The 24,074-nt window shown below is 43.1% G+C and carries 19 protein-coding genes and 1 tRNA gene; 13 read left to right on the plus strand and 7 right to left on the minus strand.

Features of this window, described 5'->3' with window-relative positions; all coding sequences use genetic code 11:
- Positions 1-29 precede the first annotated feature (29 nt).
- On the minus strand, positions 30-1,559 hold the full coding sequence (gltX, locus tag ACT3QQ_RS04880) for a glutamate--tRNA ligase (RefSeq protein WP_444527154.1): 1,530 nt from the start codon (positions 1,557-1,559) through the stop codon (positions 30-32).
- A gap of 326 nt (positions 1,560-1,885) precedes the next feature.
- Here gltX and rsmH point away from each other — a divergent pair, with 326 nt between their 5' ends.
- The 8 genes from rsmH to ACT3QQ_RS04920 all read left to right on the plus strand — a co-directional run bounded on the left by rsmH (position 1,886) and on the right by ACT3QQ_RS04920 (position 12,216).
- On the plus strand, positions 1,886-2,980 hold the full coding sequence (rsmH, locus tag ACT3QQ_RS04885; protein WP_444527155.1) for a 16S rRNA (cytosine(1402)-N(4))-methyltransferase RsmH: 1,095 nt from the start codon (positions 1,886-1,888) through the stop codon (positions 2,978-2,980).
- A gap of 413 nt (positions 2,981-3,393) precedes the next feature.
- Positions 3,394-3,876: a cell division protein FtsL gene (ftsL, locus tag ACT3QQ_RS04890; protein WP_444527156.1), complete on the plus strand. Its 483-nt coding sequence runs from the start codon at positions 3,394-3,396 to the stop codon at positions 3,874-3,876.
- On the plus strand, positions 3,873-5,963 hold the full coding sequence (locus tag ACT3QQ_RS04895; RefSeq protein WP_444527157.1) for a peptidoglycan D,D-transpeptidase FtsI family protein: 2,091 nt from the start codon (positions 3,873-3,875) through the stop codon (positions 5,961-5,963). Before ftsL ends, ACT3QQ_RS04895 begins: the two co-directional genes overlap by 4 nt.
- A 66-nt stretch (positions 5,964-6,029) precedes the next feature.
- Positions 6,030-7,754 carry a UDP-N-acetylmuramoyl-L-alanyl-D-glutamate--2,6-diaminopimelate ligase gene (locus ACT3QQ_RS04900; RefSeq protein ID WP_444527158.1) on the plus strand — a complete coding sequence of 575 codons (1,725 nt, stop codon included), beginning with the start codon at positions 6,030-6,032 and terminating at the stop codon, positions 7,752-7,754.
- Between the two features lie 83 nt (positions 7,755-7,837).
- Entirely contained in the window at positions 7,838-9,286 is a 1,449-nt protein-coding gene (locus ACT3QQ_RS04905; RefSeq protein WP_444527159.1) for a UDP-N-acetylmuramoyl-tripeptide--D-alanyl-D-alanine ligase, read from the plus strand.
- Between the two features lie 3 nt (positions 9,287-9,289).
- The gene (mraY, locus tag ACT3QQ_RS04910; RefSeq protein ID WP_444527160.1) at positions 9,290-10,408 is read left to right on the plus strand and encodes a phospho-N-acetylmuramoyl-pentapeptide-transferase; all 1,119 of its coding nucleotides are present in this window, start codon (positions 9,290-9,292) and stop codon (positions 10,406-10,408) included.
- Positions 10,409-10,547: 139 nt separating this feature from the next.
- Positions 10,548-11,495, plus strand: coding sequence for a putative RNA methyltransferase (locus ACT3QQ_RS04915; RefSeq protein ID WP_444527161.1), 948 nt, complete (start codon positions 10,548-10,550; stop codon positions 11,493-11,495).
- A gap of 424 nt (positions 11,496-11,919) precedes the next feature.
- Complete coding sequence (locus ACT3QQ_RS04920; protein WP_444527162.1) at positions 11,920-12,216, plus strand: hypothetical protein; 297 nt, start codon at positions 11,920-11,922, stop codon at positions 12,214-12,216.
- Positions 12,217-12,310: 94 nt separating this feature from the next.
- Here ACT3QQ_RS04920 and ACT3QQ_RS04925 read toward each other — a convergent pair whose 3' ends face one another.
- Positions 12,311-13,030 (minus strand): hypothetical protein, encoded by a 720-nt coding sequence (locus tag ACT3QQ_RS04925; protein WP_444527163.1) that lies wholly within the window; start codon positions 13,028-13,030, stop codon positions 12,311-12,313.
- A 572-nt stretch (positions 13,031-13,602) separates the two neighbouring features.
- Here ACT3QQ_RS04925 and ACT3QQ_RS04930 point away from each other — a divergent pair.
- Both ACT3QQ_RS04930 and ACT3QQ_RS04935 read left to right on the plus strand, forming a co-directional pair.
- Entirely contained in the window at positions 13,603-14,766 is a 1,164-nt protein-coding gene (locus tag ACT3QQ_RS04930) for a M20 aminoacylase family protein (protein ID WP_444527164.1), read from the plus strand.
- 81 nt (positions 14,767-14,847) lie between these two features.
- On the plus strand, positions 14,848-16,164 hold the full coding sequence (locus ACT3QQ_RS04935; protein WP_444527165.1) for a DUF3100 domain-containing protein: 1,317 nt from the start codon (positions 14,848-14,850) through the stop codon (positions 16,162-16,164).
- A 316-nt stretch (positions 16,165-16,480) separates the two neighbouring features.
- On the opposite strand, the gene ACT3QQ_RS04940 is transcribed toward ACT3QQ_RS04935, so the two are convergent.
- Positions 16,481-16,571 (minus strand) — tRNA-Ser (locus ACT3QQ_RS04940).
- 129 nt (positions 16,572-16,700) lie between these two features.
- Here ACT3QQ_RS04940 and ACT3QQ_RS04945 point away from each other — a divergent pair.
- The 3 genes from ACT3QQ_RS04945 to ACT3QQ_RS04955 all read left to right on the plus strand — a co-directional run bounded on the left by ACT3QQ_RS04945 (position 16,701) and on the right by ACT3QQ_RS04955 (position 18,573).
- Positions 16,701-17,594 carry a DNA/RNA non-specific endonuclease gene (locus ACT3QQ_RS04945; RefSeq protein ID WP_444527166.1) on the plus strand — a complete coding sequence of 298 codons (894 nt, stop codon included), beginning with the start codon at positions 16,701-16,703 and terminating at the stop codon, positions 17,592-17,594.
- 70 nt (positions 17,595-17,664) lie between these two features.
- Positions 17,665-17,928 (plus strand): hypothetical protein, encoded by a 264-nt coding sequence (locus ACT3QQ_RS04950; protein ID WP_444527167.1) that lies wholly within the window; start codon positions 17,665-17,667, stop codon positions 17,926-17,928.
- A 261-nt stretch (positions 17,929-18,189) separates the two neighbouring features.
- Positions 18,190-18,573: a DUF2147 domain-containing protein gene (locus ACT3QQ_RS04955; RefSeq protein WP_444520680.1), complete on the plus strand. Its 384-nt coding sequence runs from the start codon at positions 18,190-18,192 to the stop codon at positions 18,571-18,573.
- Positions 18,574-18,766: 193 nt separating this feature from the next.
- On the opposite strand, the gene ACT3QQ_RS04960 is transcribed toward ACT3QQ_RS04955, so the two are convergent.
- The 4 genes from ACT3QQ_RS04960 to ACT3QQ_RS04975 form a co-directional block, all read right to left on the minus strand.
- A complete protein-coding gene (locus ACT3QQ_RS04960; protein WP_444522976.1) occupies positions 18,767-20,029 on the minus strand; it encodes an ammonium transporter in 1,263 nt (420 codons plus the stop codon).
- Positions 20,030-20,136: 107 nt separating this feature from the next.
- Entirely contained in the window at positions 20,137-20,475 is a 339-nt protein-coding gene (locus ACT3QQ_RS04965) for a P-II family nitrogen regulator (protein ID WP_010197981.1), read from the minus strand.
- Between the two features lie 479 nt (positions 20,476-20,954).
- Positions 20,955-21,809 carry a universal stress protein gene (locus tag ACT3QQ_RS04970; RefSeq protein ID WP_444527168.1) on the minus strand — a complete coding sequence of 285 codons (855 nt, stop codon included), beginning with the start codon at positions 21,807-21,809 and terminating at the stop codon, positions 20,955-20,957.
- Positions 21,810-21,974: 165 nt separating this feature from the next.
- Entirely contained in the window at positions 21,975-23,474 is a 1,500-nt protein-coding gene (locus ACT3QQ_RS04975) for a SulP family inorganic anion transporter (RefSeq protein WP_444527169.1), read from the minus strand.
- Between the last annotated feature and the right edge of the window lie 600 nt (positions 23,475-24,074).

Below are 24,074 nucleotides of genomic sequence, written 5' to 3' on the forward strand. Positions count from 1 at the left end.
TTTAGCAGAGAAGTTGTTCAGTTTATAAACTATTCAGCAGCAGCCAAAAAATCCGGCAACTCCGCCGCTTGTTTCTCTAGTTTTTTCAGTTTCTTTTTACCGAGGCCGCCTAGTATATCAACCGCATGGCGCAAGCGTGTCAGGGTCATATCAGCACCGATAATCGCCATAGAGTTCATCACTGGCGTCGATGAGGTGCTACCAGCGATAGCGATAAAGAATGGCGCCATAAAGTCACGCATCTTAATATCAAGGTGAGCGGCAAGACCTTTTAGCGTGGCATAGATGCTTTCTTCTGACCACGTTGGCAGCACTTCTAACTGCCAAAGCGCTAATTGCAGCATCTCGATGATTTGCTCAGGTGCGAGTGATTTATGAGTAAAACTCTCAGCATTGATGTCAGGTAGGTTTTGGAAGTAAAAACCACCCCAGTTTACCGCATCAGACAATAGTTCGATACGTGGCTGAATCGCTGCTGCGATAGCCGTTAGCTTGTCGCTATTGCTAGCCCACTCAAGGATTTTGTTCTTTAGCTCTTCAGGGGTGAGCGCACGTAGCCATTCGCTATTTACCCAGTTGAGTTTTTCGATATCAAAGATAGGGCCGCCAAGTGATACACGCTGAATATCGAAGCTGGCAATCATCTCATCTAAGGTGAATTTTTCTGCTTCATCAGGCATTGAATAGCCCATACGCCCGAGATAGTTCAGTAATGCCTCAGGCAACACACCTGCGTCACGGTAATAGGTGATTGAGGTTGGGTTTTTACGCTTAGACAGCTTTGATTTATCAGGGTTACGCAATAGTGGCATATGGCAAAGGGTCGGCATCTCCCAACCAAAGTATTCATACAGTAGTTGATGCTTAGGCGCAGAGTTTAGCCATTCTTCGCCGCGCATAACGTGGGTGATTTCCATCAAGTGGTCATCGACGACGTTGGCCAGATGATAAGTAGGCATGCCGTCAGTTTTGAGCAGCACTTGCATGTCTACCTGTGCCCAAGGAATTTCAACCGTACCGCGCAGCATGTCATGTACTTGGCAAGTGCCTTCGGTTGGTACGTGCATACGAATGACGTATGGTTTGCCATCGGCGACCATTTTGTCTGACTCTTCACGTGATAAGTTGGCATAACGGCCATCGTAACGAGGGGTCTCGCCATTGGCCATTTGTGCCGCACGCATCGCATCTAGCTCTTCGCTGGTACAAAAACAGCGGAAGGCATGACCACTGTCTAGCAGCTGCTCAGCGTGTTTTTTGTAGATATCGCCGCGTTCGCTTTGACGATAAGGGGCATGTGGACCACCGATGTCTGGACCTTCGCTCCAATCGAGTCCTACCCAACGCAGCGCATCCAAAATCATTTGTTCAGATTGCTCAGTTGAGCGCGTTTGGTCAGTGTCTTCGATACGCAAAATAAATTCGCCGCCATTCGCTTTAGCAAAGGCTAAATTAAATAGTGCAATATAGGCTGTGCCTACATGAGGAAAGCCAGTCGGTGAAGGCGCGATACGAGTACGAATAGGGCGCGTTGATGCTTGGGTCGATGGTTGCGTCATAAGAATCTCAGAGTGTGTTTGTTGATGAATGTGTTTGTTAATGAGTCTAGCAATGAAAGAGGGTAGTGAAAAACTGCCATGACAAATACGAACGAAATATTCGAATAAAAAATACGGCTGAAACAGTCGTCGTCAAAGTAGAAAAATAGCGTAAAATATAGCGCTAGTATAACAGAGAGATGGGATATTTTTAATGAAAAGCCTGTCTAGCGCTTGACTACAGATATATCCTTGCGATAATAATGCTAAGCAAGGCATAACTTGTTTATTTTCATCTGATTTTTTACTATTACAGGCCAATATGGTCGCCATCTACTGAGTCGTTTGTGTCACTATTAAATAATAAGCCAGAAAAAAAGCCACTATCTAACGTAAATCATTCTGAAACTGCTGACGATACCCACTCTGACGAATTAAGTTTTGTTCATGATGCCGTACTCCTACCAGAGACAGTTGCGGCAGTGCTGGGTGTTAAATCTCTGCCTAAGCAAACAAGCAGCGAGGGTAAAGGCAGTAATGACGACCAAAATAGCTTGAAGGCAAGCGGCATCTACGTTGATGCAACCTTTGGGCGCGGTGGTCATAGCAGGCTATTGTTAAGTCAACTTGCCGATGATGCACAGTTGATTGTCTTTGACAAAGATCCGACAGCTATCAGCGTGGCGCAAGAGCTGGCAAGTGCAGATAGCCGTGTGACAGTGGTTCATGACAGCTTTGCGACGTTGACAGACAGCTTAGTAGCTATGGGTATTACTGAAGTGGACGGGTTGATGGCGGACTTGGGTATTTCCTCACCGCAAATCGATGATGGTAGTCGCGGCTTTAGTTTTATGCGCGATGGGGCGGTCGATATGCGTATGGATACCAGTCGTGGCCAGTCAGTTGCTGAATGGCTAGAAACAGTCGATGATGAAACGTTGGCTAATGTACTTTATGAATTTGGCGAAGAGCGCCACAGTCGCCGTATTGCTCGTGCTATCAAACAGATGGAATGTTATGAATCAACACTTGAGCTAGCAGAAGTCATCAAAGTGGCACATCCGAACTGGCAGCGCGGCAAACATCCAGCGACCCAGAGCTTTCAGGCCATGCGAATTTTTATTAATAATGAGCTTGGTGATGTAGATGTTTTTTTAGAACAAAGTATTCCAATTTTGAAGTCGGGCGGACAGCTGGCAGTGATTAGTTTTCACTCGTTAGAAGATCGCCGTATCAAGCAGTTTTTGCAGCGGCATAGTAAAGGTCAGTATCCAGAAGACGAAAACCTGCCGATGCCACCCAACCGTCCGCGTTACTTTAGTAAGCCAAAACGTGTCGGTCCAAGTAAAGCTGAGACAAGTCAAAACCCGCGCGCGCGTAGTGCATGGCTGCGCATGGCAACGCGTACTGACACAGTTTATGAGCAGAAAACTGCACTATAGAATATTGTGACGCCACAAGTCATAGATAAATATGATTAGCGACTTGATTAAGATTGCTAATGTTTGTCTAAATGATGCTCAAATGTCTTAATGGCTACGCCACTGTTAAAAAGCTGTAAATATTGTCTGTTAGGCTCAGCAGTTCGTTTTTATCTGCTTAATAGTTGAAGGGCTTGATATGCTGTACAGTCACTCAACGTGTTTGGTTGAGGTATGACATATCAATATCTATGAGTTGTGATGGCTTATGGCTATTAAATATATTTTTTAGGTTCGATTTTTTACGTTTGGTTTTTACATCTATAAGTGTCTTTGTTTTTATATTTATCGATGACATGAGCGCATAATGACACGTTCATTTTTCGTAGTCCGTTATCTACTCTATCGTTTACGTTCACCTTTTTGAGATCGTCATGGCAATATCTGACAAACCTGCGAATCGCCGCACTGCTACACCTTATAACACCGATGTCGGCGAGCTGTTCGTACGCCGGTTTAATGTGGTGAGTATTTATGTGGTCGTGCTACTACTATTGGCAGCCACGATTGTATGGAGTGGTATCAAAACTGCCGAAGAAGTTCAGCAATATCATCAGGACTATAAAACCTTGCAAGATATGAAAAAACAAGAACGTAAGCTACAAGTAGAGCATCAACGTCTATTGATTGAGCAACAAACTTTTAGTGCCACACCGCAGATTGCCAGTCGAGCGGTTGCTGAATTAGGCATGTATTCGCCAACATTAAAGGATAAGCTGATTATCCAACCTGGTGTCGCAACTGCACTGGTACCAGTGGTCACCGAAGACTCAGATGAAGATATATCTGATGTTATTGGGCCACGTGCCTCTACCGATATCTCTCCTGAAGAGCCAGCGACGGAGGCAGGACAATGAGTGAGAAGAAGCCTAAATCCACCGCAAAAAAAACCAACAAGAAACCAGCCAGCGGCAAGGTAACCAAACCTCTACGCCGAGCCAGTGCTGCTAAATCTGGTCAAACGAGTAGTAAGCCTGATAAGGCCGCAAATAATCGCAAGGCAAAACTATTTGGTCGTATCAAAAAAAGCGATACTCAAGGCGCTTATACCAGTGTAAAAAACCGCAAAAGCAAAATGGTTTTTTCGAGTAAAGCTTCAGGCGCTTCTGCTCTCGGTGGTTTCGAACAAGACAAAAACCGTTTTCGTATGGTATGGGGTTTAGCGCTGGTTATATTAGCGCTATTGATTAGCCGTGCCTATTATATTCAGGTTGCCAACGCACAGTTTTATCAAGACAAAGGTAATCAGCTCATCACCAGTGAGCGTACCCAAAAATCTTATCGCGGTATGATTACTGATCGCAATAATCTACCGCTTGCAGTCAGCGCGCCGCTCGCGACTGTCTCATTCAGTCCGCATGATTATTCGCGTGAATATTATGAGCTAAAGCGTATTATCATTACCAATCCTAGCAGTCCACAATTACAGGCGCGTATGCAAAAGCGTCTAGACAATATGGACCTGACAAAGCTAGCCGCTGCTGCCAATATCTCGGTTGATGAGTTGAAAAAAGTCACGGCCATTGATGACAGTATTGATGTGACCGATGAGAAGGCGGTAAAAGCAGCTTTGCCATCTGGTGCAGGCTCGCACTATCTGCCACTACTTAATAAGGTCACACCTGAGATTGCTCAAAGCGTCAGCTCGCTTGACTTTCCTGGCGTCTATGAAAAGAACTTCTTTCAGCGCTATTACCCACAGCCACAGTCTAACGCTCAGTTGCTGGGCTTTATGGGTCAAATCGCCAACGATCCTGAAGGTGGCTACGAAGGCCGTGCTGGTATCGAACGCCAATATGAAAAAGATCTGGCGGGTGATGACGGTAAGGTGCTAGTTCTAAAAGATGCTAAACAGAACAGTCTGAAAGAGATCAAACAAATTGAGCCAGAAGTACCGGGTAAAGATGTGGCATTGACGATTGATTCGCGCTTGCAGTACCTGCTCTATAAAGAGCTGGAAAAGGCTGGTCGCTTGCAAAAAGCACGCTGGTCAACGGGTATGATCGTGGATGTACAAACTGGCGAAGTACTTGCATTATCAACATGGCCGTCGTTTAACTCGAACAACCTTAATGAAATGACAGGTGAAAACCAGCGTAACCGCGCACTGTTAGATGTGTTTGAGCCAGGTTCAGTGATGAAACCGTTTACCGTTGCCACAGCGTTAGACTCGGGCAAGTATACGCCAACGACTTTAATTGATACCAACCCCGGTTCGATTCGCGTACGTGGCTATACCATTCGAGATCATAATAATTTGGGTATGATTAACATGGCAACGCTACTACAAAAATCTAGTAACGTTGCCTCGACCAAGATTGCCTTATCTTTGCCTGCAGATGCTATTACTAACATGCAAAAACAATTTGGCTTTGGTTCAAAGACACCTTTACAATTTCCAGGTGAAGGTAGTGGGCTGGTCGTGACACCAAAAGAAAAAGAAACAGCACGGCGTGCAACCGTCAGTTATGGCTATGGTCTACAAGTGACATTGGCGCAAGTCGCACAAGCTTACTCAGCGCTAGCAGCAGGTGGGGTCATGCACCCACTTACCTTAACCAAAACTGACAAGCCGCAGCCAAGCAAACGCATCATGGCGCATGAGCAAGCAATGTCTATCGTACAGATGCTCGAGAGCGTGACTGAGCCTGGTGGTACGGCGAAAGCCGCCGCTATTGACGGGTATCGTGTGGCAGGCAAAACAGGTACATCACGTCGCATCAATCCAGACGGTGGCTATTATACTGACCAGTATCGTAACGTCTTTGCTGGTATGGCACCTGCATCCAATCCAAAGCTAGTGGGTGTGATGCTTATCGAAGACCCGCGCGGTCAGATTTATGCTGGTCTAACAGTCGCACCTGTCTTCCATAATGTGATGAAAGAAGCGTTACGGTTGTACAATGTGCCTTTGGATAAGCCATTGAAAACGGAAGCGCAGTAAGCGTTCAATTATTTTAAATGTCCAGTTCTATTGAGCTGACACGTCTTAACTGTTTAGGATTTATCTATGACCATGTCATCGCTAGATAGCGCTACTGTTACTTTACAACAGCTTGTAGATACCAATAAAAGCCAGCAGCATAAACTGGCTGAGCAGCTGACAGCGATGGTAGCAACATCGATTCAGAAAGCATCCAATCAGGCAGACTCAGGTCAAGCTCAATCTATTGCTCATATTCCATTCCAACAGTTTCGATTAGACAGTCGTCAACTTGAAGCGAATGATGTATTTGTCCTTCTAAAAAGCCAAACGGCAAACCCTCAAAAAAGTCGCGACTATTTACGGCAAGCTGCTGAGCAAGCCGCGTTTACTCTCTCAGAGATTGACCCTAGTGTTTTGCTTAGCGAAGCAAACAATTCTTCAAGTACTAGTAGCGAACCAAAGATAGATAATATTGCTGATACGCAGCAGCCATTAGCAGCGCTGCCATGCTCTGCCTTATACGTTCCCAATATTCGCGATTTTTTAGGTAGTTTGATTCAAGCGCGCCTACAATATCAGCAGTCAGTGACTCTACCGACTGTGGTTGCGGTGACTGGTACCAATGGCAAAACCACAATCAGTCAATTAGTAGCACAGCTTACTCAGTTAATGGGTCAGAGTAGCGCGGTGATGGGTACTGCTGGTAATGGTAGGCTCGGTGCTCTGGTGCAAGCTAGCCATACCACGGGTGATGCTTTAGCTGTTCAACAGTTCTTGTATCAAATGGGAACAGAACATGCTGAAATATTGGCATTAGAGGCCAGTTCTCACGGATTAGATCAGCAACGTCTACAAGGTATGCCAGTCACTGTAGCGATTTATACCAATTTGAGCCGTGACCATTTAGACTATCATGCCGATATGGCAGAATATGCTGCTGCCAAAGCCAAGCTGTTTGATAAAGCCCATTTCCCAGATTTGACTCATGCCATTATTAATATCGATGATGAGCACGCTAAGATTATGTTAGATACGGCAAACGCTAGCGACTTGACGGTATGGACATACAGTTTGGATTCATCAAAAGCGGCTACTTTTGTTGCTGTCGATATTACGCCAAGTCTGCAAGGCGTAAAAATAAATCTGCGTACTGATTTTGGTGATGAGAAAACTGACAATATAGAGATCGTCAGTCCATTATTAGGTCGCTTCAATGTTGCCAATTTGCTTGCAGCGATAGCAGTCGTCGTAGCACTTGATGCCAAGTCAGGTGCTAATGCTAAGCGCGCTGAGCGTATTGCTCCTGCTATTACACAGCTGCAAGGTGCTGTTGGACGTATGCAGCGCGTACCGTCAAATGATGGTTGTTTTATCGTTGATTATGCGCATACCCCAGATGCTCTAAGCCAAGTGCTGGCCAGTCTTAAGACTCACTGTAAAGGTCAGCTATGGGCAGTATTTGGTTGCGGCGGAGATCGTGATGCAGGCAAGCGACCACTAATGGCGCAAGCAGGTCTGGCAGGTGCTGATCGAGTTGTTTTGACCGCGGATAATCCACGTACCGAAGACCCCAATGTGATTTTGCAAGATATGCAGGCTGGTATGACAACTGAGCAATATCAACGAACCCATATCGAGCCTGCCCGCCAAACCGCCATTGAGTATGCAGTGAGTCACTCTGGTTCCGACGATATCGTAGTCATCGCAGGCAAAGGTCATGAGACCTATCAAGAAATTAACAACGTTCGCTATGATTTCGATGACAGTGTTGTTTTGCAGCAGACATTGAACCAAGCTGGTCGTGTGTAATTGATTGGCTATCTACACACGCATTAGTAAAAAACTGATCATTAAATATAAAAATTAAGTAGTCATCACACAAGGTAATCATTATGACAGCCGACACCGATAATACTGCCCACTCGCAAGGGCTCTATGTCTGGCAAATGGACAATCTACTCGCAGCAACTGCGTCGCTTGATGGACATTGGCAGCTACCACAAGGCCATTCAGCAGAACAGACAGCATTAGCCAGTAAGCGTATAGCCACTGATACCCGCACGATAAAGCCCGGTGATATATTTTTGGCGCTAAGCGGCGATAATTTTGATGGCCACGATTATATCGAGACAGCAATGTCAAAAGGAGCTATTGCCGCTGTCATCTCACGTCCTATCTCGTTGTCCGGTTCAAATGCTATTCCGCAATTGGTGGTCAGTGATACCCGTTTGGCGCTAGGCCAGCTGGCAGCGTATCGTCGTCAGCAACATACAGATTTAACCGTGATTGCTATTACAGGCTCTAGCGGTAAGACTACTTGTAAAGAAATGCTAGGCAGTATTTTTGGTAGATTGGCACCGACATTGATCACTCGTGGTAACCTCAATAACGATCTAGGTGTACCAATGATGTTGCTTGAGCTATCAGATCATCATCGTTATGCTATTTTGGAGTTGGGCGCAAACCATATTGGCGAGATTGCTTATACAACTGAGATTGTTCAGCCTGATGTAGCCTGTATCTTAAACATTGGAACAGCACATTTGGGTGAGTTTGGTAGCCGTGAAGGTATCTGCCAAACCAAGGCAGAGATTTATCATACGTTGACAGATGCACAGTTTGCGATTGTGCCTGATAGAGATGATTTTACCAATCAGCTACGTCGTATCGCTGAAAAACACACGTCTCATGTGATTGGTTTTGGTAATACGGATGTGAGTTCCAGCCATCTAGACGTAGAGCCTGAACGTAGCGAATTTAAGCTACATATTGGCAACCAAATCCATGATATCAATTTGCCATTGGCAGGTGAGCACAATGTTAATAATGCCTTGGCTGCTGCCGCCTGTGCGCATGCGCTAAACATTGAGGTGAGCGATATTGTGGTTGGGCTAGAAAACGCGCGTCCTGCTAAAGGTCGTTTAAATAGCCAGATACTTGGTATGCATCGTCTCATTGATGATACTTACAATGCCAATCCTCATTCGGTACGTGCTGCCGCCAAAGTATTGGCTGCGCAAACAGGCACGCAAGTTATGGTGCTGGGCGATATCGGTGAGCTAGGAGATGCGGCTATTAGTGAGCATCAAAGCTTAGGCCGTACTATTGCGACCACGGGTATCAATGTGCTGCTTTGTGTTGGTGAGTTTGCACCTTATACCGTCGCGGGAGCGCAAGAGGTATCTGATATCAGTGCTCATGCTTTTGCCGATAAAGAAAGTTTATTACAGTATTTACAGCCGTATTTGCAAGCGCAACAAGCCAAGCCTTGTACTGTGTTGTTCAAAGGCTCTCGTTCCATGGGAATGGAAACTCTTATAAATGCGCTAGTCAAGGAGTAGGCGGTGTTAGTTTGGTTGTTCGGCTGGCTTGGCCAGTATTATACGCCGTTTTCTGCGGTTTCTTCGTTGACGCTACGAGCATTGCTCGCTGTTGTTACCGCCCTTGTATTTAGTATGATGTTTGGTGGTCGTGTTATTAGGCACCTACGCTCGCTCAAATATGGTCAGGCCATTCGTAACGATGGGCCTCAATCGCATTTGGTCAAGACTGGTACGCCAACCATGGGCGGGGTGTTGATCCTAAGTGCGATTGGTATATCGACGCTACTGTGGGCAAGATTAAACAATCCTTATGTTTGGATTTTGCTCGTGGTTATGGTTATCTTCGGTGCCGTAGGTTGGGCCGATGATTGGCTAAAAATTAAGTATAAAGATCCAAAAGGCTTAATCGCTCGCAAAAAGTATTTTTGGCTGTCGATGGGCGCGCTATTTGTTGGTGTGTCGTTGTATTATATCGCCACGTTACAACCCGATATCAATACCACGCGTGAAATGCAGGATCTGCTATTGCCAGTATTCAAAGACTGGATGATTCCATTTTCAGCGGTGCCATTTGGTATTGGCTTTATCATTTTTACTTATTTTGTGATTAATGGCGCTTCTAACGCAGTCAATCTAACCGATGGTTTAGATGGCTTGGCGATTCTGCCAGTCGTTCTTGTTGCTGCAGGTCTGGGCGCGATGGCTTATGTATCAGGTGATGTACGCTTTGCTGATTACTTACATGTTCCTTATATTCCTTATAACTCTGAAGTTATCATTGTCTGTGGTTCAATGGTTGGCGCAGGTCTTGGTTTCTTATGGTTTAATGCGCATCCAGCACAAGTATTTATGGGTGATGTTGGTGCGCTAGCATTGGGCGCGATGTTAGGTACTATCGCCGTGATGACTCGCCAAGAGATTGCTTTTGCTATTATGGGTGGTTTATTCGTTGCTGAAGCGCTATCAGTTATGTTGCAAGTTGGCTCGTATAAGCTGCGTAAAAAACGCGTATTCCGTATGGCGCCACTGCATCATCACTTTGAGGAAATTGGTTGGAAAGAAACACAAGTGGTGGCGAGATTTTGGATTATTGCCATTATTCTTGTCATTCTTGGGTTAATGACGCTAAAACTGCGTTAAGCTATAACAGCTGAATATCTATATAGATATCAATTTGCAAAACTCTAAAAAGCCGTTTCAATCATGATTGAGACGGCTTTTTGTCGCTCAAGACTCATGAATTTTGTTAAAATGCGAAATATATCAACATCACTTTGAGATGCCCGTGTCGTTATTTATTTGTCCACTTTGTCAGTCACCGCTAGAGCCCGCCGCAGATACTTGGCGTTGTGATGGTAGTCTGCATCCTAAACATACTTCACACCCCTTTGATGTGGCGCGACAAGGCTATGTTAACTTATTGCCAGTGCAGCAAAAAAAATCCAAAGCACCTGGGGATAGCCAAGAGTCTATCGATGCGCGTAAGCGGTTTTTGAATCATGGGCACTATGCTCCGCTCCAAAAGCTAATTAGTCAAAAAATGGCAGAATTGTTGTCTAACGATGAGCTAATAAATGAGCAAGCTAGCGCGCCGGTCAACTGGCTCGATATTGGCTGCGGAGAAGGCTACTACACGCAAGAAATGGCGCAAATGGGACCAGATGCTATAGACCTGCTGATAGCCGCTGATATTAGTAAGCCTGCAGTGGTTGAGTTGGCTAAGGTTAGCAAAGTAGCAGGTCATCTATGGTATCAGCTGCGTCAAGAAAATACTGCCAAGACGACAACAGTCTATCCATTAGTGACTAGTGCTGCACATCTACCATTACGCCCACACAGTATGACGGGTATTAGTAGTATCTTTAGTCCTATTTTGCCCGAGGCGTTTGATAATGTATTGATGGATACTGGCTATCTGATCATTGCCAAACCTGATGTTGGGCATTTGGCAACGATGCGTGATGCGTTATTTGATGATGTACGTGAGCACGATTCTGATAAGTTTTTGCAAGAATTGGCACCGTATTTTACGTTGGTTGAGACCTGCCGTGTCAGTACAGAGTTGACGTTATCCGCAGGTGATGTGGCTGATTTGATGACGATGACGCCTTATGCTTACCGTGCCCGCAGTGAAAAAAGGCAAGCATTATTGACCGCCGTAGAAACAGCAGCATTTAGCACAGAGGCGAAGTTTGTGGTTTATATTTTGCAGAAAATATCTGTTTAGCACATTTAGAGCGTAGTAGTATAGAGTACTGCTATGCTTGTTTAAAATATTAGCCAATAACTTCTAATGAGTCAGGTTTTTCGATCAATAAAAAGAAAGATATAAGAGATTTAGGTTATCCATATATGTATTTACATTTGTCATCAACCAGCTAGTAGTTCGCCTTTCTATAAATACGATGCTTACCGATAAAGTGTAAATACGCTGTCATTTAACCAAACATTACGCCAACACCTAACATGCCTTTGATCGCGCATGCCCTCGTAACAATCGCAACCTTTCTTCAAGTTTTATAAAGCTACTTAATACTAGAATCATTTATCATTCTCTTTGTCGATAGAGTAAAGCTTTATCACGATAGTTTATTCAACACTAAGTGAACTATCTATAACTACTCTAAATATAAATTCAGAGGAATAAAATAATGAAAAAAATACTAGTTAGCTCAATTTTAGCCGCTACTGCTTGTTTGTCGATGGTGGGTCAAGCCAATGCTGCACCTAATTTTGATAAGCATCATTCAGCTCAAGTACAGCATCAAAAATACAGCAGCAATAAAGCGAGTAATAAATATAAGCAAGCCAAAATTAAGGCAGCGAAATCACATCACAAAGCACGGGTAGTAGCTGCTAAACACAAAGCAACAGCCAAAAAGGTCCATGCTAAAAACAGCCACGACAAAAATAACCATGACAGAAACAACCATGACCGTCGCTCGTAAAAACTCGATTTTACCATCTAAAAATAGCGCCTAATTAAGGCGCTATTTTTTTGTTCTTATATGACACTATTGGTTGTTCCTAATCGAGCAAAGGCTACTGACTATTAAACACTATTGGTTTGGACATACCACTTTCATTAGGCTGAGTGAGAGTCACTTTACTACTCAAAATATCACCTTTGGGATTTATCTTATAGCATTCTGAAGAAGTGCCTGCTGGGTCAAAACTTAGTAGTAAGTTGCTTGAGTTTTCTATACAGAGCCACGCCGTATCATTAGTGTTTTGGGTGAGGGACCATGCCTGATTATAAATAGCAGTTTTTTGGCGCATACTACTGTCAGCATATACGTTTTCAGTGATGAGTTGACTTGAGTCGCCTACAGTAGCTACCTTGGGGATACTCGTCGTTTGGTTAGCGACTGAATACTCCCCCGTACTATCCGTAAAACCATGGAATGCTAATGGGTCTAATGTAAAATAATTGATAGCGACTGACTGGTCCGTGATTTGCTGATTCACTGTGTTTATTGTGCTGACTTCTGCGCCTTGTACCATTTTATTATTAAAGCGTAAGTTGCCTTTTGGAGTGGTTTTAATGTCGACAGCTACGCTATATCCATCGACAGTAGCGACCAGTTTTTCACTACGTTGTTTGGTATAGATATTGAGTAGGGCAGTCTCAACTGGGTATTGAGTAACCACTTTATCAGTGTTGTTATTTTGATTAGCCGTACCTGTTGTCACGCCATCCATACCAGTAGCACAAGCACTCAATCCGAGTCCTGCTACGATACACATCCCTAGTGTTTTCATCGTTATATCCTTTAGTTTATTTAAATAAATACTACGAATATCTACTATAATCCAATTTTTGGACAATGGCATCTGCCGAGCAACATAGACTCTGTTGTTATTCCATTCTTATGTTGAATAAGAATGAGGCCAAGTATAGATATAAAGATAAATTAAACGTTAAATAAAACCTAAAAGTCTTACTGTATAAGGGTTATAAAGTAAAAGGAGCTATTAATAACATGAAGAGCAGTAGAGTATTTAGTTATCGAAAGGTAGTTTGATACTGCTAAGCCCGACTGAAAAAACATCTATAATGTGCACTACGATAAAAAAATTTATTCAAAAAAAGATGAAAGCAGCGCCTGATAATATGGCTTGGCTTTATTCGAATGTGTGAAAATAGGTTACAATAGTTGTTCAAGTAAACCTATCTCTAGTACGTCATAAATAAGCCACTTTAAGTGGCTTATTTATTTGGTAAAAATAAAAGAGTGCAAAAATGTTAGATGATTTTCCGCTTTCCAAAGGTTGATAGCACGTATCAATGCCAATTACGGTATATCAATACATACTCTCAAAGGAAGAAATAAATGTCAGTTAATGAAGCATTATTAGATGAAGTCAAACAGTGGCGCAAACAAATTCACAGCCAGCCTGAGCTCGGATTCAAAGAATTTAAAACCTCATCATTTATCGTAGATAAATTACAATCTTTTGGTATTGAGGTTCATCAGGGCTTGGGCGGCACTGGTGTGGTTGGTACTTTGAAGAACGGTGTGGGCCCTACTATCGGTATAAGAGCCGATATTGACGCATTGCCAATCACAGAACAAAACGACGTTGAGCATAAGTCTACCCACGCAAACTGTATGCACGCCTGTGGTCACGATGGTCATACCTCTGTTCTGTTAGGAACTGCAAAACACCTAAGTCAACATAAAGAGTTTAGCGGTACTATTCACTTTATTTTTCAACCTGCAGAAGAGGTTTTGGGCGGTGCCAAAGCCATGATTGATGATGGCCTGTTTGATAAATTCCCGATGGATGCTGTCTACGGTTTACATAACTGGCCTGGGCTACCAGTAGGAGAAATCGCTGTAAACAATGGCCCTATGATGGCTTCTTTTGATACTTTTGAGATTACATTAACGGGCAAAGGCACGCATGCTGCTATGCCGCATTTAGGTGCTGATCCTATAGCTGCTGGCGCTGCGCTAATCACTAATATCCAATCTATTATCTCTCGACGCGTCTCGCCATTGCAATCGGGCGTTATTAGCGTGACGCAAATGAACAGCGGCGACACCACCAACGTGATTCCAGATGTCGCCATATTAAAAGGTACGGTTCGTAGTTTTGATATGGATGTACGCCAATCGATGCAAGAAATGCTCACAGAAATGGTTGCCACCTTACCACCTTTATATGGTGTCAAAAGCGAGATGGATTACCATATCCGTTATCCAGTAACCACCAATGATAGTCAGGCTTACCTTGAGATTAAAGAAGCAGCCACTAAGGCGCTTGGTGCCGATAAAGTCAATACTGATGTAGAACCTTCGATGGCTTCTGAAGATTTCTCATTTATGAGTCAGGTAGTTAAAGGTGCCTATTTTTGGTTGGGCGTTGATGGCAGCACACCTTCTAAGCCGCTGCACAATGCCTCTTATGACTTCAATGATGATGCTATCGAGACAGGTATCAAAGTGTGGATTTCTTTGGTTGAGTCAGAGTTACCAAAGAACGCTGAATAAATAAAATTTATTATCAGGAGATAAAGCTTAACAGACCAAGTTCAATCAATAGAGTCATTATCAAACTCAAAGGGAATTTATATGAACAACAATAGCGTGCTGTCACCTACCATGACGAAGCACCTGCTTGATTGGAAGCTGCATTTATTAGTGATCGCTGCATCGTTATTAGCAGAATGGATAGGCATTATAAAAATTCCTATCGGTATCGGTATTTTAGTATTACTGCCATTACTTTATGCCTTTATCTTCGCAATTTTATTAAACCCCAATGTCGTGCCCTCGATGAAGGCTGTTATAACTAAAAAACGAGCCAAGTTTGCCAGTTATGCCATTCTATTAAGTATCATGCCTTTCATCGCCAAATTTGGTGTTGGTGTTGGTCCCAATATCGAAGAAATCATCGCTGCTGGTCCAGCACTACTATTGCAAGAGTTAGGTAATGTAGCGACCGTTCTGATTGCGCTGCCCGTTGCAGTGCTCGTTTTTGGTATGGGCCGAGAAGCCATCGGTGCCACGCACTCCGTTGCCCGTGAACCCAACGTCGCTTTGATTGCTGATAAATACGGGCTGCAAAGTCCAGAAGGCATCGGTGTGATGGGCGTCTATGTCATGGGTACTTTATTTGGTGCGATTTACTTCTCATTAATGGCTGGTATCATCGCCTCAATGGATGTCATGGATGTACGCGCACTTGCTATGGCATGCGGTATTGGTAGTGGTAGCATGATGGGTGCTTGTTCAGCAGCATTGGCAGAGACAGTGCCCGCTCAAGCAGAGACAATTACGGCATTTGCAGCGACTTCTAACTTGCTAACGTACGCCACTGGTTTATTTGTTAGTTTATTTGTGGCGCTGCCTTTTACAGAGTTTCTGTATAAAGTAGTCAGTAAATTTAAGAAGAACCAACAGACTATTGCTACGACAGAAACCAATCTTGATGCAGTCATGGAAGAGCCTGCCAGTCTGTCTGTCATGCAGTCTTTTATCCTATTAGCTGTGATTTGCGTGGTCTTGCTACTAAGCAACTGGGTAGGGCAAGGTGTAAACCCATTATCAGCACTACCTGCCATGCTCATTTTATTTGCATGTTGTGTGATTGGTATGCTGTTAAAACGCTTTATTCCAGTCAATGTACCTGCGATTGCTTGGATATCTATTGTAGCCATTTTAATCTCTCTACCACAGTTTCCATTTAGTGCTTATGTTTTAGAAGAAACTGCCAAACTGGGCGTATTGCAATTATTAACGCCAGTACTTGCTTACGCTGGTTTTGCCATTTCGCAAGTGGAAGTTGATCTGTTCAAGAAGTCTGGCTTTAAAATTGCTATTGTTGCGGTACTGACCTTTACAGGTACGTTTATTGGATCAGCAATGATTGCGCAAGCTATGCTCTAAAATTCAGACTGGTATTCGAAGATAATAAAAACCCCAGTTTCTAAACTGGGGTTTTTATTGTTTAACTCTACTGAAAAGTAGATAGTTATCTTGCGTTACAACTTTTGTATGAGTCACTCTCAGTCCATGGTACGAATTTTTTAGTTCGGTCAGCTAATATGTTATTCGATTAGGAGTTGAGGTTACACAGGAATATTTCAGGCAGCAGTAGAGAATGAGTATGGACTTAAAGTCCTACTATTAAATGATTTATAGAAAGTTTCAGTAAGGATAGAATAGGATAATAAAACTAGGCTTTACTTGAGCGGAATAAGATTGGCGGTGAAGGAGGGATTCGAACCCTCGATACGCTATGAACGTATACACACTTTCCAGGCGTGCGGTTTCAGCCACTCACCCACTTCACCGTTTTTTGAACGCCTAAGTATAGCGGATACCATTTAAAATGTCACGACTTGCGCGCTATCTTTCTTTATTGGCAAGCGCCTGCTAGGATAGCAAATATGTAACGGCAAGTATAAATGGTTGAAAGTTGAATGATAGTTTTTAATAAGCTGAAGTACGGATTTAAGAATAATGCGCTGATGGCGATATTGCTTGTCGCGACGGGTATCACACAAGCTCACGCTGGTGATTTGACCCAGTGTAGCCAGTCTTTTTATGGTGGCGTTTATCCCGAATTTACCAATACCAAGCTAAAGAAAGACACACAAGCGCTATGCATGGATGGCTTTGCAGTTATGTACTCGGGGGTCTCGCGTACACCGCTCTGGTCAGCAGAATATCTCGATCGCACGCGTCTACAACAAGCCAAACAGATTGACCGTGAAGACAGTTTTCATGAAGAGAGTAAGCTACCAGAGTCAGCACGTGCCTCGCTATCTGACTATTCAGGTTCTGGCTATGATCGAGGGCATTTGGCACCTAATGCCGATATGGCCAATCGTAGCCAGCAATATGATAGCTTCAGCCTAGCCAATATTGCTCCACAGTCACCACGTAACAATCGTTATATTTGGCGTAATATTGAATCTGCTACGCGGTATCTAACGCAGCAATACGGTGAAGTATATACCATTACAGGTGTGGCATTTACCGATAAAAAAACCAAGCAGCTCGCTAATCGTGTCCTTGTGCCTAGTCACTTTTTCAAAGCTGTATACATCCCAGCAACCAATCAAGCAGGCGTGTATTATGCACCAAATGATGAATCAGAACGCATCGACGTGATCAGCATCGATGAGCTAACCACTGAGGTTGGTATCGATGTATTACCTATGCTAGATAATCAGTCCAAATCTCAAGCGTTTGACTTACCATTGAAGGCAGGTGAGAGTTCAGATACGCCGGAGGCGCCAGTGGAAGAGCCTGGGTGGATGCTGTTTGTGTGGGCTATTTTAGAGTGGTTGATTGCACAATTACAGGCCTAAACTGGCAGTAAAACCAAAGAATAGCCTAATGTTGAAAAAATAAAATGTTACTGACAATAAGGATAACCAAATGATTGAGCCATTTGCCAACGACCATCAAAGTATGCAGATTGGTGATCTTGTCATTGAAAATCAACAAGACAAGATTATTATATATGGTGATATTGATCTCACTTTTGATGAGTTAGGATATAAGCAAGCCCAACAGCTACATGAGCTGTCAGGGAAAATTGTACAAGCGTTTGAAGAAGAAAATCTGTATAGCAAGAATAGTGCTAAGTCAAAGGAAAATGATGACCAATTAGATAAAAATATCGACAACCCTTTCCTGTAACTCTTTGATATGGTTTTATTTTTGTAGAAATAAGAAACTGCAAAAAAACTACTAGGCAAAGCCTAAAAATTGCTTATAATGAGTTAAGACATCGCTTGTGTCGCTCGAACCTTTAACCAAAATCTTATAAGTTATAATGGTAACTATCATTTAAAAAGGTCGAAACCGTAAAGCTCGTAATGAAAGGTTCTAGCAAAGGATAAGCATAGGACATCAGAAACATCACGTTTCTAGTAATCATTGTATGAAGGGAGTCAATCTATGAAATTATTTACAAAGACCACTTTAGCTGTTGCTGGTATTGGTATTGCCAGTATGGCATTCGCCGCTGACCCATTAGCCAACACTACATGGCAGACATATGATGAAGGCAAGCCAAAAGGTACGGTAAAAATCACTGAGTCAAATGGTGTGTTAACAGGTACTCTTGTTGCTACTAACTCAGCTACAGGCAAAAAACACGTTGGTAAAACTGTTATTAGAGGTCTAAAGTCTGATGGTGGTGGTAAATATAGTGGTGGTACGATTACTGATCCTGAGAAAGGCAAAGACTATCGAATGACTGCAAGCTTAAGTGGTAATACATTAAAATTAAAAGGCTATATCGGACCATTCTCTCGTAGCCAAGAATGGAAAAAGAAATAAACTAAAAATTAGTCTCAGATTAATACACAAAAATCCCGCGTTACCGAAAGGTCTTGCGGGATTTTTTACGTTTTAGATCTAAGTTTATAGCTTCAATAGGGGCGTTCTTTAAGCACTAGAACTATAAGCGCCGATACTACAGTAGGTAGTATCGGCGCATTTAACAGCAATCTTCAGCTTACTTAAAAGGAGCTTATCTTATGAATTCTGGGTAAGCTTCCATACCACACTCTGCAATATCAGCTCCTTCGTACTCGTCCTCTTCAGAGATACGTAGACCGATAACCAGCTTGATGATAGACCAAACTACTAGGCTAGCAATGAACACCCAAGCAAAAATGGTAGCAGCGCCTACAATCTGACCGATAAAGGTAGATGCTGGGTTGGTGATAGGTACGATTAGTAGGCCGAATAAACCAACCACACCATGAACTGAGATGGCACCGACTGGATCATCAATTTTGATTTTATCTAAGGCTAAGATTGATAGTACCACGATGATACCAGCGATAAGGCCAAAGATAGTGGCTTGCAATGCTGAAGGCGTTGAAGGTTCAGCAGTAATGGCTACTAGACCAGCTAGTGCACCGTTTAGGAGCATGGTCAAATCAGCTTTGCCGAAGATGAGGCGTGCTAACAATAAAGCGCCTACTGCGCCGCCGGCAGCTGCCGCATTAGTATTTAAGAAAACTACTGCAACAGAGTTAGCGCTGGCGATGTCGCCTAGTTTAAGTACTGAACCGCCGTTGAAACCGAACCAACCCATCCACAAAATTAATGTACCAAGCGCAGCAAGTGGTAGGTTGGCACCTGGAATGGCGCGTATTTCGCCGTTAGGACCGTATTTGCCTTTACGTGATCCTAAAAGTAATACACCTGCCAACGCTGCTGCTGCACCTGCCATGTGTACAATACCAGAGCCTGCAAAGTCAGAGAAGCCCATATCGCCTAGGTTGAACATACCAAATACATCGTTGCCGCCCCATGTCCAGCTACCTTCTAATGGATAGATAAAGCCAGTCATAACCACAGCGAACAATAAGAATGACCACAGTTTCATACGCTCAGCAACGGCACCCGATACGATTGACATACAGGTCGCTACAAAGACAACTTGGAAGAAAAAATCTGATGCGGCAGAGTAGACAGAGTCGCCACCGAAGCCGTTTTCAGTAGAGGCCGCTAAGGCGTCTTCTACTAATGTATCACCACCTGCGATTCCGCTTAGAAATAGATCGCCACCGTACATAATCGCGTAGCCGCATACCATATACATGATACTAGCTGTTGAAAATAGCGCGACGTTTTTGGTTAAGATTTCGACTGTATTTTTTGACCGGACCAGTCCGGCCTCTAACATAGTGAAGCCTGCTGCCATCCACATGACCAACGCACCACATATCAAAAAGTAAAACGTATCGAGCGCATATTGGAGCTCAAAGATTTGACTTTCCATTTAAATTCCCCCTTGAATTTATAATATAGATATCGGCATGACCGATAGATAAAAATGCTATAAGAGTCTGTACCTATAAGTTTATGCCCGTAGGTAGGTTTTCAAATTTAGATAGCGTCAGGCCCCGTTTCACCCGTACGGATGCGGATAACTTGCTCAAGTGCAGTGACAAAAATTTTGCCGTCACCAATCTTACCAGTGCTAGCGATACGAGTGATTGCCTCAATAGCAGGCTCTACCATCTCATCGATCACAGCCACTTCGACTTTTACTTTAGGTAAAAAATCCACCACGTATTCTGCGCCGCGATAGAGCTCTGTATGACCCTTTTGACGACCGAAACCTTTGACTTCAGTGACAGTGACACCTTTAACACCGATGTCGGAAAGCGCTTCACGCACGTCGTCGAGCTTAAACGGTTTTAAGATCGCAGTGATTAGCTTCATAAAAAATTCCTTATTTGTGTGATGCCGCAGATTGATAGAAGTACTATGGTGCATCATCATATCTCTGCCTTGCTTACTGTATGTTATTCAAGAACTGTGCCAACCTACTCAAGGGGGGAGGTAGAATTGGCGTTATTCATTAAAAAGTAGTGACAGTAGCAACATAGGATATGGGTTACGGTGCAACGATTAGAGCCATCGCTACAAGCATAATAAAGGTGAATCAATCTTTAGCGTTTGGTTAACGAAAACTTTATTATAACCAACTTTTTGAGTGCTTGGGGAGGCTATCCCTTTATTTCATGTGACGATTTGCTAACTTGATTTTGGTCGTTAGCTTGGTCTTTTTATACAAGCGTATCAAAGATGAGTGGCGAGAAGACAGAGAGAAAGTAGAAGTAAGCAGCAGAGCCTGACATAGTAGTCAGACCCTTGCGCTTAGGTAGGTAAAGGGTTTGGACGTATTTATATATACACCGTTATGCTTTAGGAAAGAGTAGGTAAGGGGTTTTTGTACTGACCAATAGCTTTTTTGTGTCGCTACCTTGTAGTAATTCGCGTAAACGAGATTGGCCGAAAGCCCCTGTCATGAGCAAACCAATATCATGTTGGTTTTGATAATAGTTCAAAGCCGCTGCAACATCACGGCAGTCCAGCAATGTCTTTTTGGATTTGATACCCGCCTGTTTGAGTTTGGCATAGGCTTCACGCAGTGCATCACAGTTATCAGAAGTCTCTTTCCCAACCATTACAATATGAACCGTCAATGCACGCACAAGTGGCGTTTTACACAACCATTTTAGTAGTTTATGGCACGTTGGACTGTTATCAAACGCGAATAAAGCAGTAGTAGGGGTCAAAAATGGTGCATGTGTCACCAAAATGGGGCAGTGACTGACTCGTATAAGTTGGCTCAGTGTCGATTTGCAGGTGACATGATGACCTATAACGATCAGTTGGGCCTTATCATCGACATAATCGATGCTTTGGTTGAGGTTCTCATGACGGTGCAGTGTATATGTCTTTAGCTTATGGCGTTGCTGTTCACAATATGAGGTTGCTTGAGATAATAACAGGCGCCCTTGCGCTTTCAGCTCACAGTTATTTAGATGCTCTTTAGATGTGAACTGTTCGAGCAAAGCGTTTTCGTCATCAATATTGAGGCAACCAGAATAATTAATAGCAGCTTTTTGCTGCAAGCTTGGCATCGAATGCAATAAGCCAACAGGTGCGCGCAGGCGACTAGAAGCCCACATACTAGCTTCTAGTACGGCTTGAACATGATCAGGACAATCCAAGCAAGCAATTACACTATCTGGTTTTAAATTACTCATAAAACGACCACATCATTTTAATAATAAAAATCTACTATCTCGGTTTAGGGTTAGCGTATGAACAATCTAACTAACTAACCCTTTTACCCATATAGCTGTCTATTAATATCCGATACATCTGCCATGGATTAACAATATAGCCACATGGCAACCGCGTAGATGCGCTTAGTCCAATAAGCCAATATCACGGCGGTCGTGAACAGAGAAGCGGTCAATCAGTGTTCGGCTCGCATTGTTGAGTCCTACCACTTTGACATCAATACCTTCACGTTGCAAGCGCATCACTAGCTTGTCTAAGGTGTCAACAGCGCTGACATCCCAGAAATGTGCTTGGCTTACATCGATCTGAACACTGTCCACGGCTTCTTTGGTATCGAAGCTATGTAGGAACTGCGTAGTAGAGGCAAAGAATACCTGTCCTTGAACATAATAGTAACGGGTATTACTACTGTCATCATATTCACTAAAAATGGTTAAGAATTGACCAATTTTATTGGCAAATGCTAAGGCAGATAGTAAGACACCTACGCCAACACCATAAGCCAAGTTGTGAGTAAAGACGGTAGTCAATACAGTCGCGAGCATAACGATATTAAACGACATTGGATGTGTCTTAAACTCGCGAATCGATTGCCAGTTAAACGTACCAATCGATACCATAATCATGACTGCAACCAAGGCTGCCATTGGAATTTGACTAACCCATTCGCTTAAGAACACGACCATAATAAGAAGGACAACACCGGCTATCAAGGTAGATAGACGAGTGCGGCCACCCGATTTGACGTTGATCATTGACTGACCAATCATTGCACAGCCTGCCATACCACCAAAGAAACCTGACACGACATTGGCCATACCTTGACCACGACATTCTTTGTTTTTATCACTTGGTGTATCAGTCAATTCATCGACGATCGTCGCTGTCATCATCGACTCTAAAAGACCAACAATAGCAAGCGCGATAGAATAGGGAGCAATAATCAGCAAAGTGTTTAGGTTTAATGGAATATCAGGTAACAAGAATACTGGTAATGAATCTGGCAAATCACCCATGCTACCAACATTGCGAATATCAAGGTTCATATACATAGCAACAGCGGTCAAACCCACAATACAAATAAGTGGTGAAGGAATGATGCGACCGATTTTAGGGATAAGTGGAAACAGATAGATAATCGCCAAACCAGCTGCCGTCATGATATAAACAGTCATGCCCACGCGCTCAGTCATCGGGTTCAGTTCTGGTAATTGCGCGGCAAAAATCAAGATTGCTAGCGCGTTGACGAAACCAATAACTACGGAGCGGGAGACAAAGCGCATCAGGTTACCAAGCTTTAGGATACCCATAACGACCTGAATGGCACCGCAAAGTAAGGTCGCGGCAAGCAAATATTGCAAACCATGATCAGCGACTAAATCGACCATTACGAGTGCCATAGCGCCAGTCGCTGCTGAAATCATCCCTGGACGACCACCAACAAAACTGATTACGACTGCGATACAAAATGAGGCGTATAAGCCAACCTTTGGATCAACGCCAGCGATAATAGAAAAGGCAATGGCTTCTGGAATAAGGGCTAGTGCTACAACCAAACCCGATAAAACGTCACCGCGAACATTGGAAAACCACTCGTCACGCAAGTTATCAATAAAAGATGTCATAAGTAAACTACATAGGGTTAGAGGCAAAAAAAGTAATCATTACTCATTTATAAAATGATCGCGTCGCTAATAATAGCTATTCATTTTTCTTTTACTTCAACATGTACTAGGTCATGTTGCTGTGTTGGATTGTGAGAAACTAATAACCAAGATATCTAACTAATAACCGAGGTATCTACTGATTTTTTTGGTATCAAAAATACGCTCATCAATAATCAATACGATGATAAGGGTAGTAACGTACCTAAAAATATTTTTTTAAAAGATTGCTTAAAATAGGCGACTAGATAGATGTACCTACAATAATATATAGAGTCAGCAATCACTTGCTGTAGTAGAAGGTGATATATCACTCGTCAAATTATCAAAATTGTCTGATATACCTCTATCACAACAATAATCGTTGATGAAGAAGCGTGACAATAGCGCGATAAACGTGACAACATGCTAAACTAAAATGCTTGAGCTATGTGCTCAGCAAAATACTGATAAATATTAACCAAGCTTACTATTATAGCATTAGCCACTTAATATAAAAACAGGCGAATAATAGCATAAAGTCATAAAAAATCAGTACCGAAATCTGAACGATGGCGTTAA

Source organism: Psychrobacter sp. AOP7-A1-24 (assembly GCF_052376235.1).
In the GTDB taxonomy this organism is placed as follows: Bacteria; Pseudomonadota; Gammaproteobacteria; order Pseudomonadales; family Moraxellaceae; genus Psychrobacter.

Excerpts from the sequence above, each read along its gene's own strand:
- ACT3QQ_RS04950 (WP_444527167.1), top strand. The coding sequence starts at position 17,665 with ATGATTGAGCCATTTGCCAACGACCATCAAAGTATGCAGATTGGTGAT.
- ACT3QQ_RS04905 (WP_444527159.1), top strand. The coding sequence starts at position 7,838 with ATGACAGCCGACACCGATAATACTGCCCACTCGCAAGGGCTCTATGTC.
- ACT3QQ_RS04915 (WP_444527161.1), top strand. The coding sequence starts at position 10,548 with ATGCCCGTGTCGTTATTTATTTGTCCACTTTGTCAGTCACCGCTAGAG.
- ACT3QQ_RS04965 (WP_010197981.1), bottom strand. The coding sequence starts at position 20,475 with ATGAAGCTAATCACTGCGATCTTAAAACCGTTTAAGCTCGACGACGTG.
- ACT3QQ_RS04920 (WP_444527162.1), top strand. The coding sequence starts at position 11,920 with ATGAAAAAAATACTAGTTAGCTCAATTTTAGCCGCTACTGCTTGTTTG.
- ACT3QQ_RS04970 (WP_444527168.1), bottom strand. The coding sequence starts at position 21,809 with ATGAGTAATTTAAAACCAGATAGTGTAATTGCTTGCTTGGATTGTCCT.
- ACT3QQ_RS04930 (WP_444527164.1), top strand. The coding sequence starts at position 13,603 with ATGTCAGTTAATGAAGCATTATTAGATGAAGTCAAACAGTGGCGCAAA.
- ACT3QQ_RS04895 (WP_444527157.1), top strand. The coding sequence starts at position 3,873 with ATGAGTGAGAAGAAGCCTAAATCCACCGCAAAAAAAACCAACAAGAAA.
- ACT3QQ_RS04900 (WP_444527158.1), top strand. The coding sequence starts at position 6,030 with ATGACCATGTCATCGCTAGATAGCGCTACTGTTACTTTACAACAGCTT.
- gltX (WP_444527154.1), bottom strand. The coding sequence starts at position 1,559 with ATGACGCAACCATCGACCCAAGCATCAACGCGCCCTATTCGTACTCGT.
- ACT3QQ_RS04925 (WP_444527163.1), bottom strand. The coding sequence starts at position 13,030 with ATGAAAACACTAGGGATGTGTATCGTAGCAGGACTCGGATTGAGTGCT.
- ACT3QQ_RS04975 (WP_444527169.1), bottom strand. The coding sequence starts at position 23,474 with ATGACATCTTTTATTGATAACTTGCGTGACGAGTGGTTTTCCAATGTT.
- ACT3QQ_RS04945 (WP_444527166.1), top strand. The coding sequence starts at position 16,701 with ATGATAGTTTTTAATAAGCTGAAGTACGGATTTAAGAATAATGCGCTG.
- ACT3QQ_RS04935 (WP_444527165.1), top strand. The coding sequence starts at position 14,848 with ATGAACAACAATAGCGTGCTGTCACCTACCATGACGAAGCACCTGCTT.
- ACT3QQ_RS04955 (WP_444520680.1), top strand. The coding sequence starts at position 18,190 with ATGAAATTATTTACAAAGACCACTTTAGCTGTTGCTGGTATTGGTATT.
- ACT3QQ_RS04960 (WP_444522976.1), bottom strand. The coding sequence starts at position 20,029 with ATGGAAAGTCAAATCTTTGAGCTCCAATATGCGCTCGATACGTTTTAC.
- ftsL (WP_444527156.1), top strand. The coding sequence starts at position 3,394 with ATGGCAATATCTGACAAACCTGCGAATCGCCGCACTGCTACACCTTAT.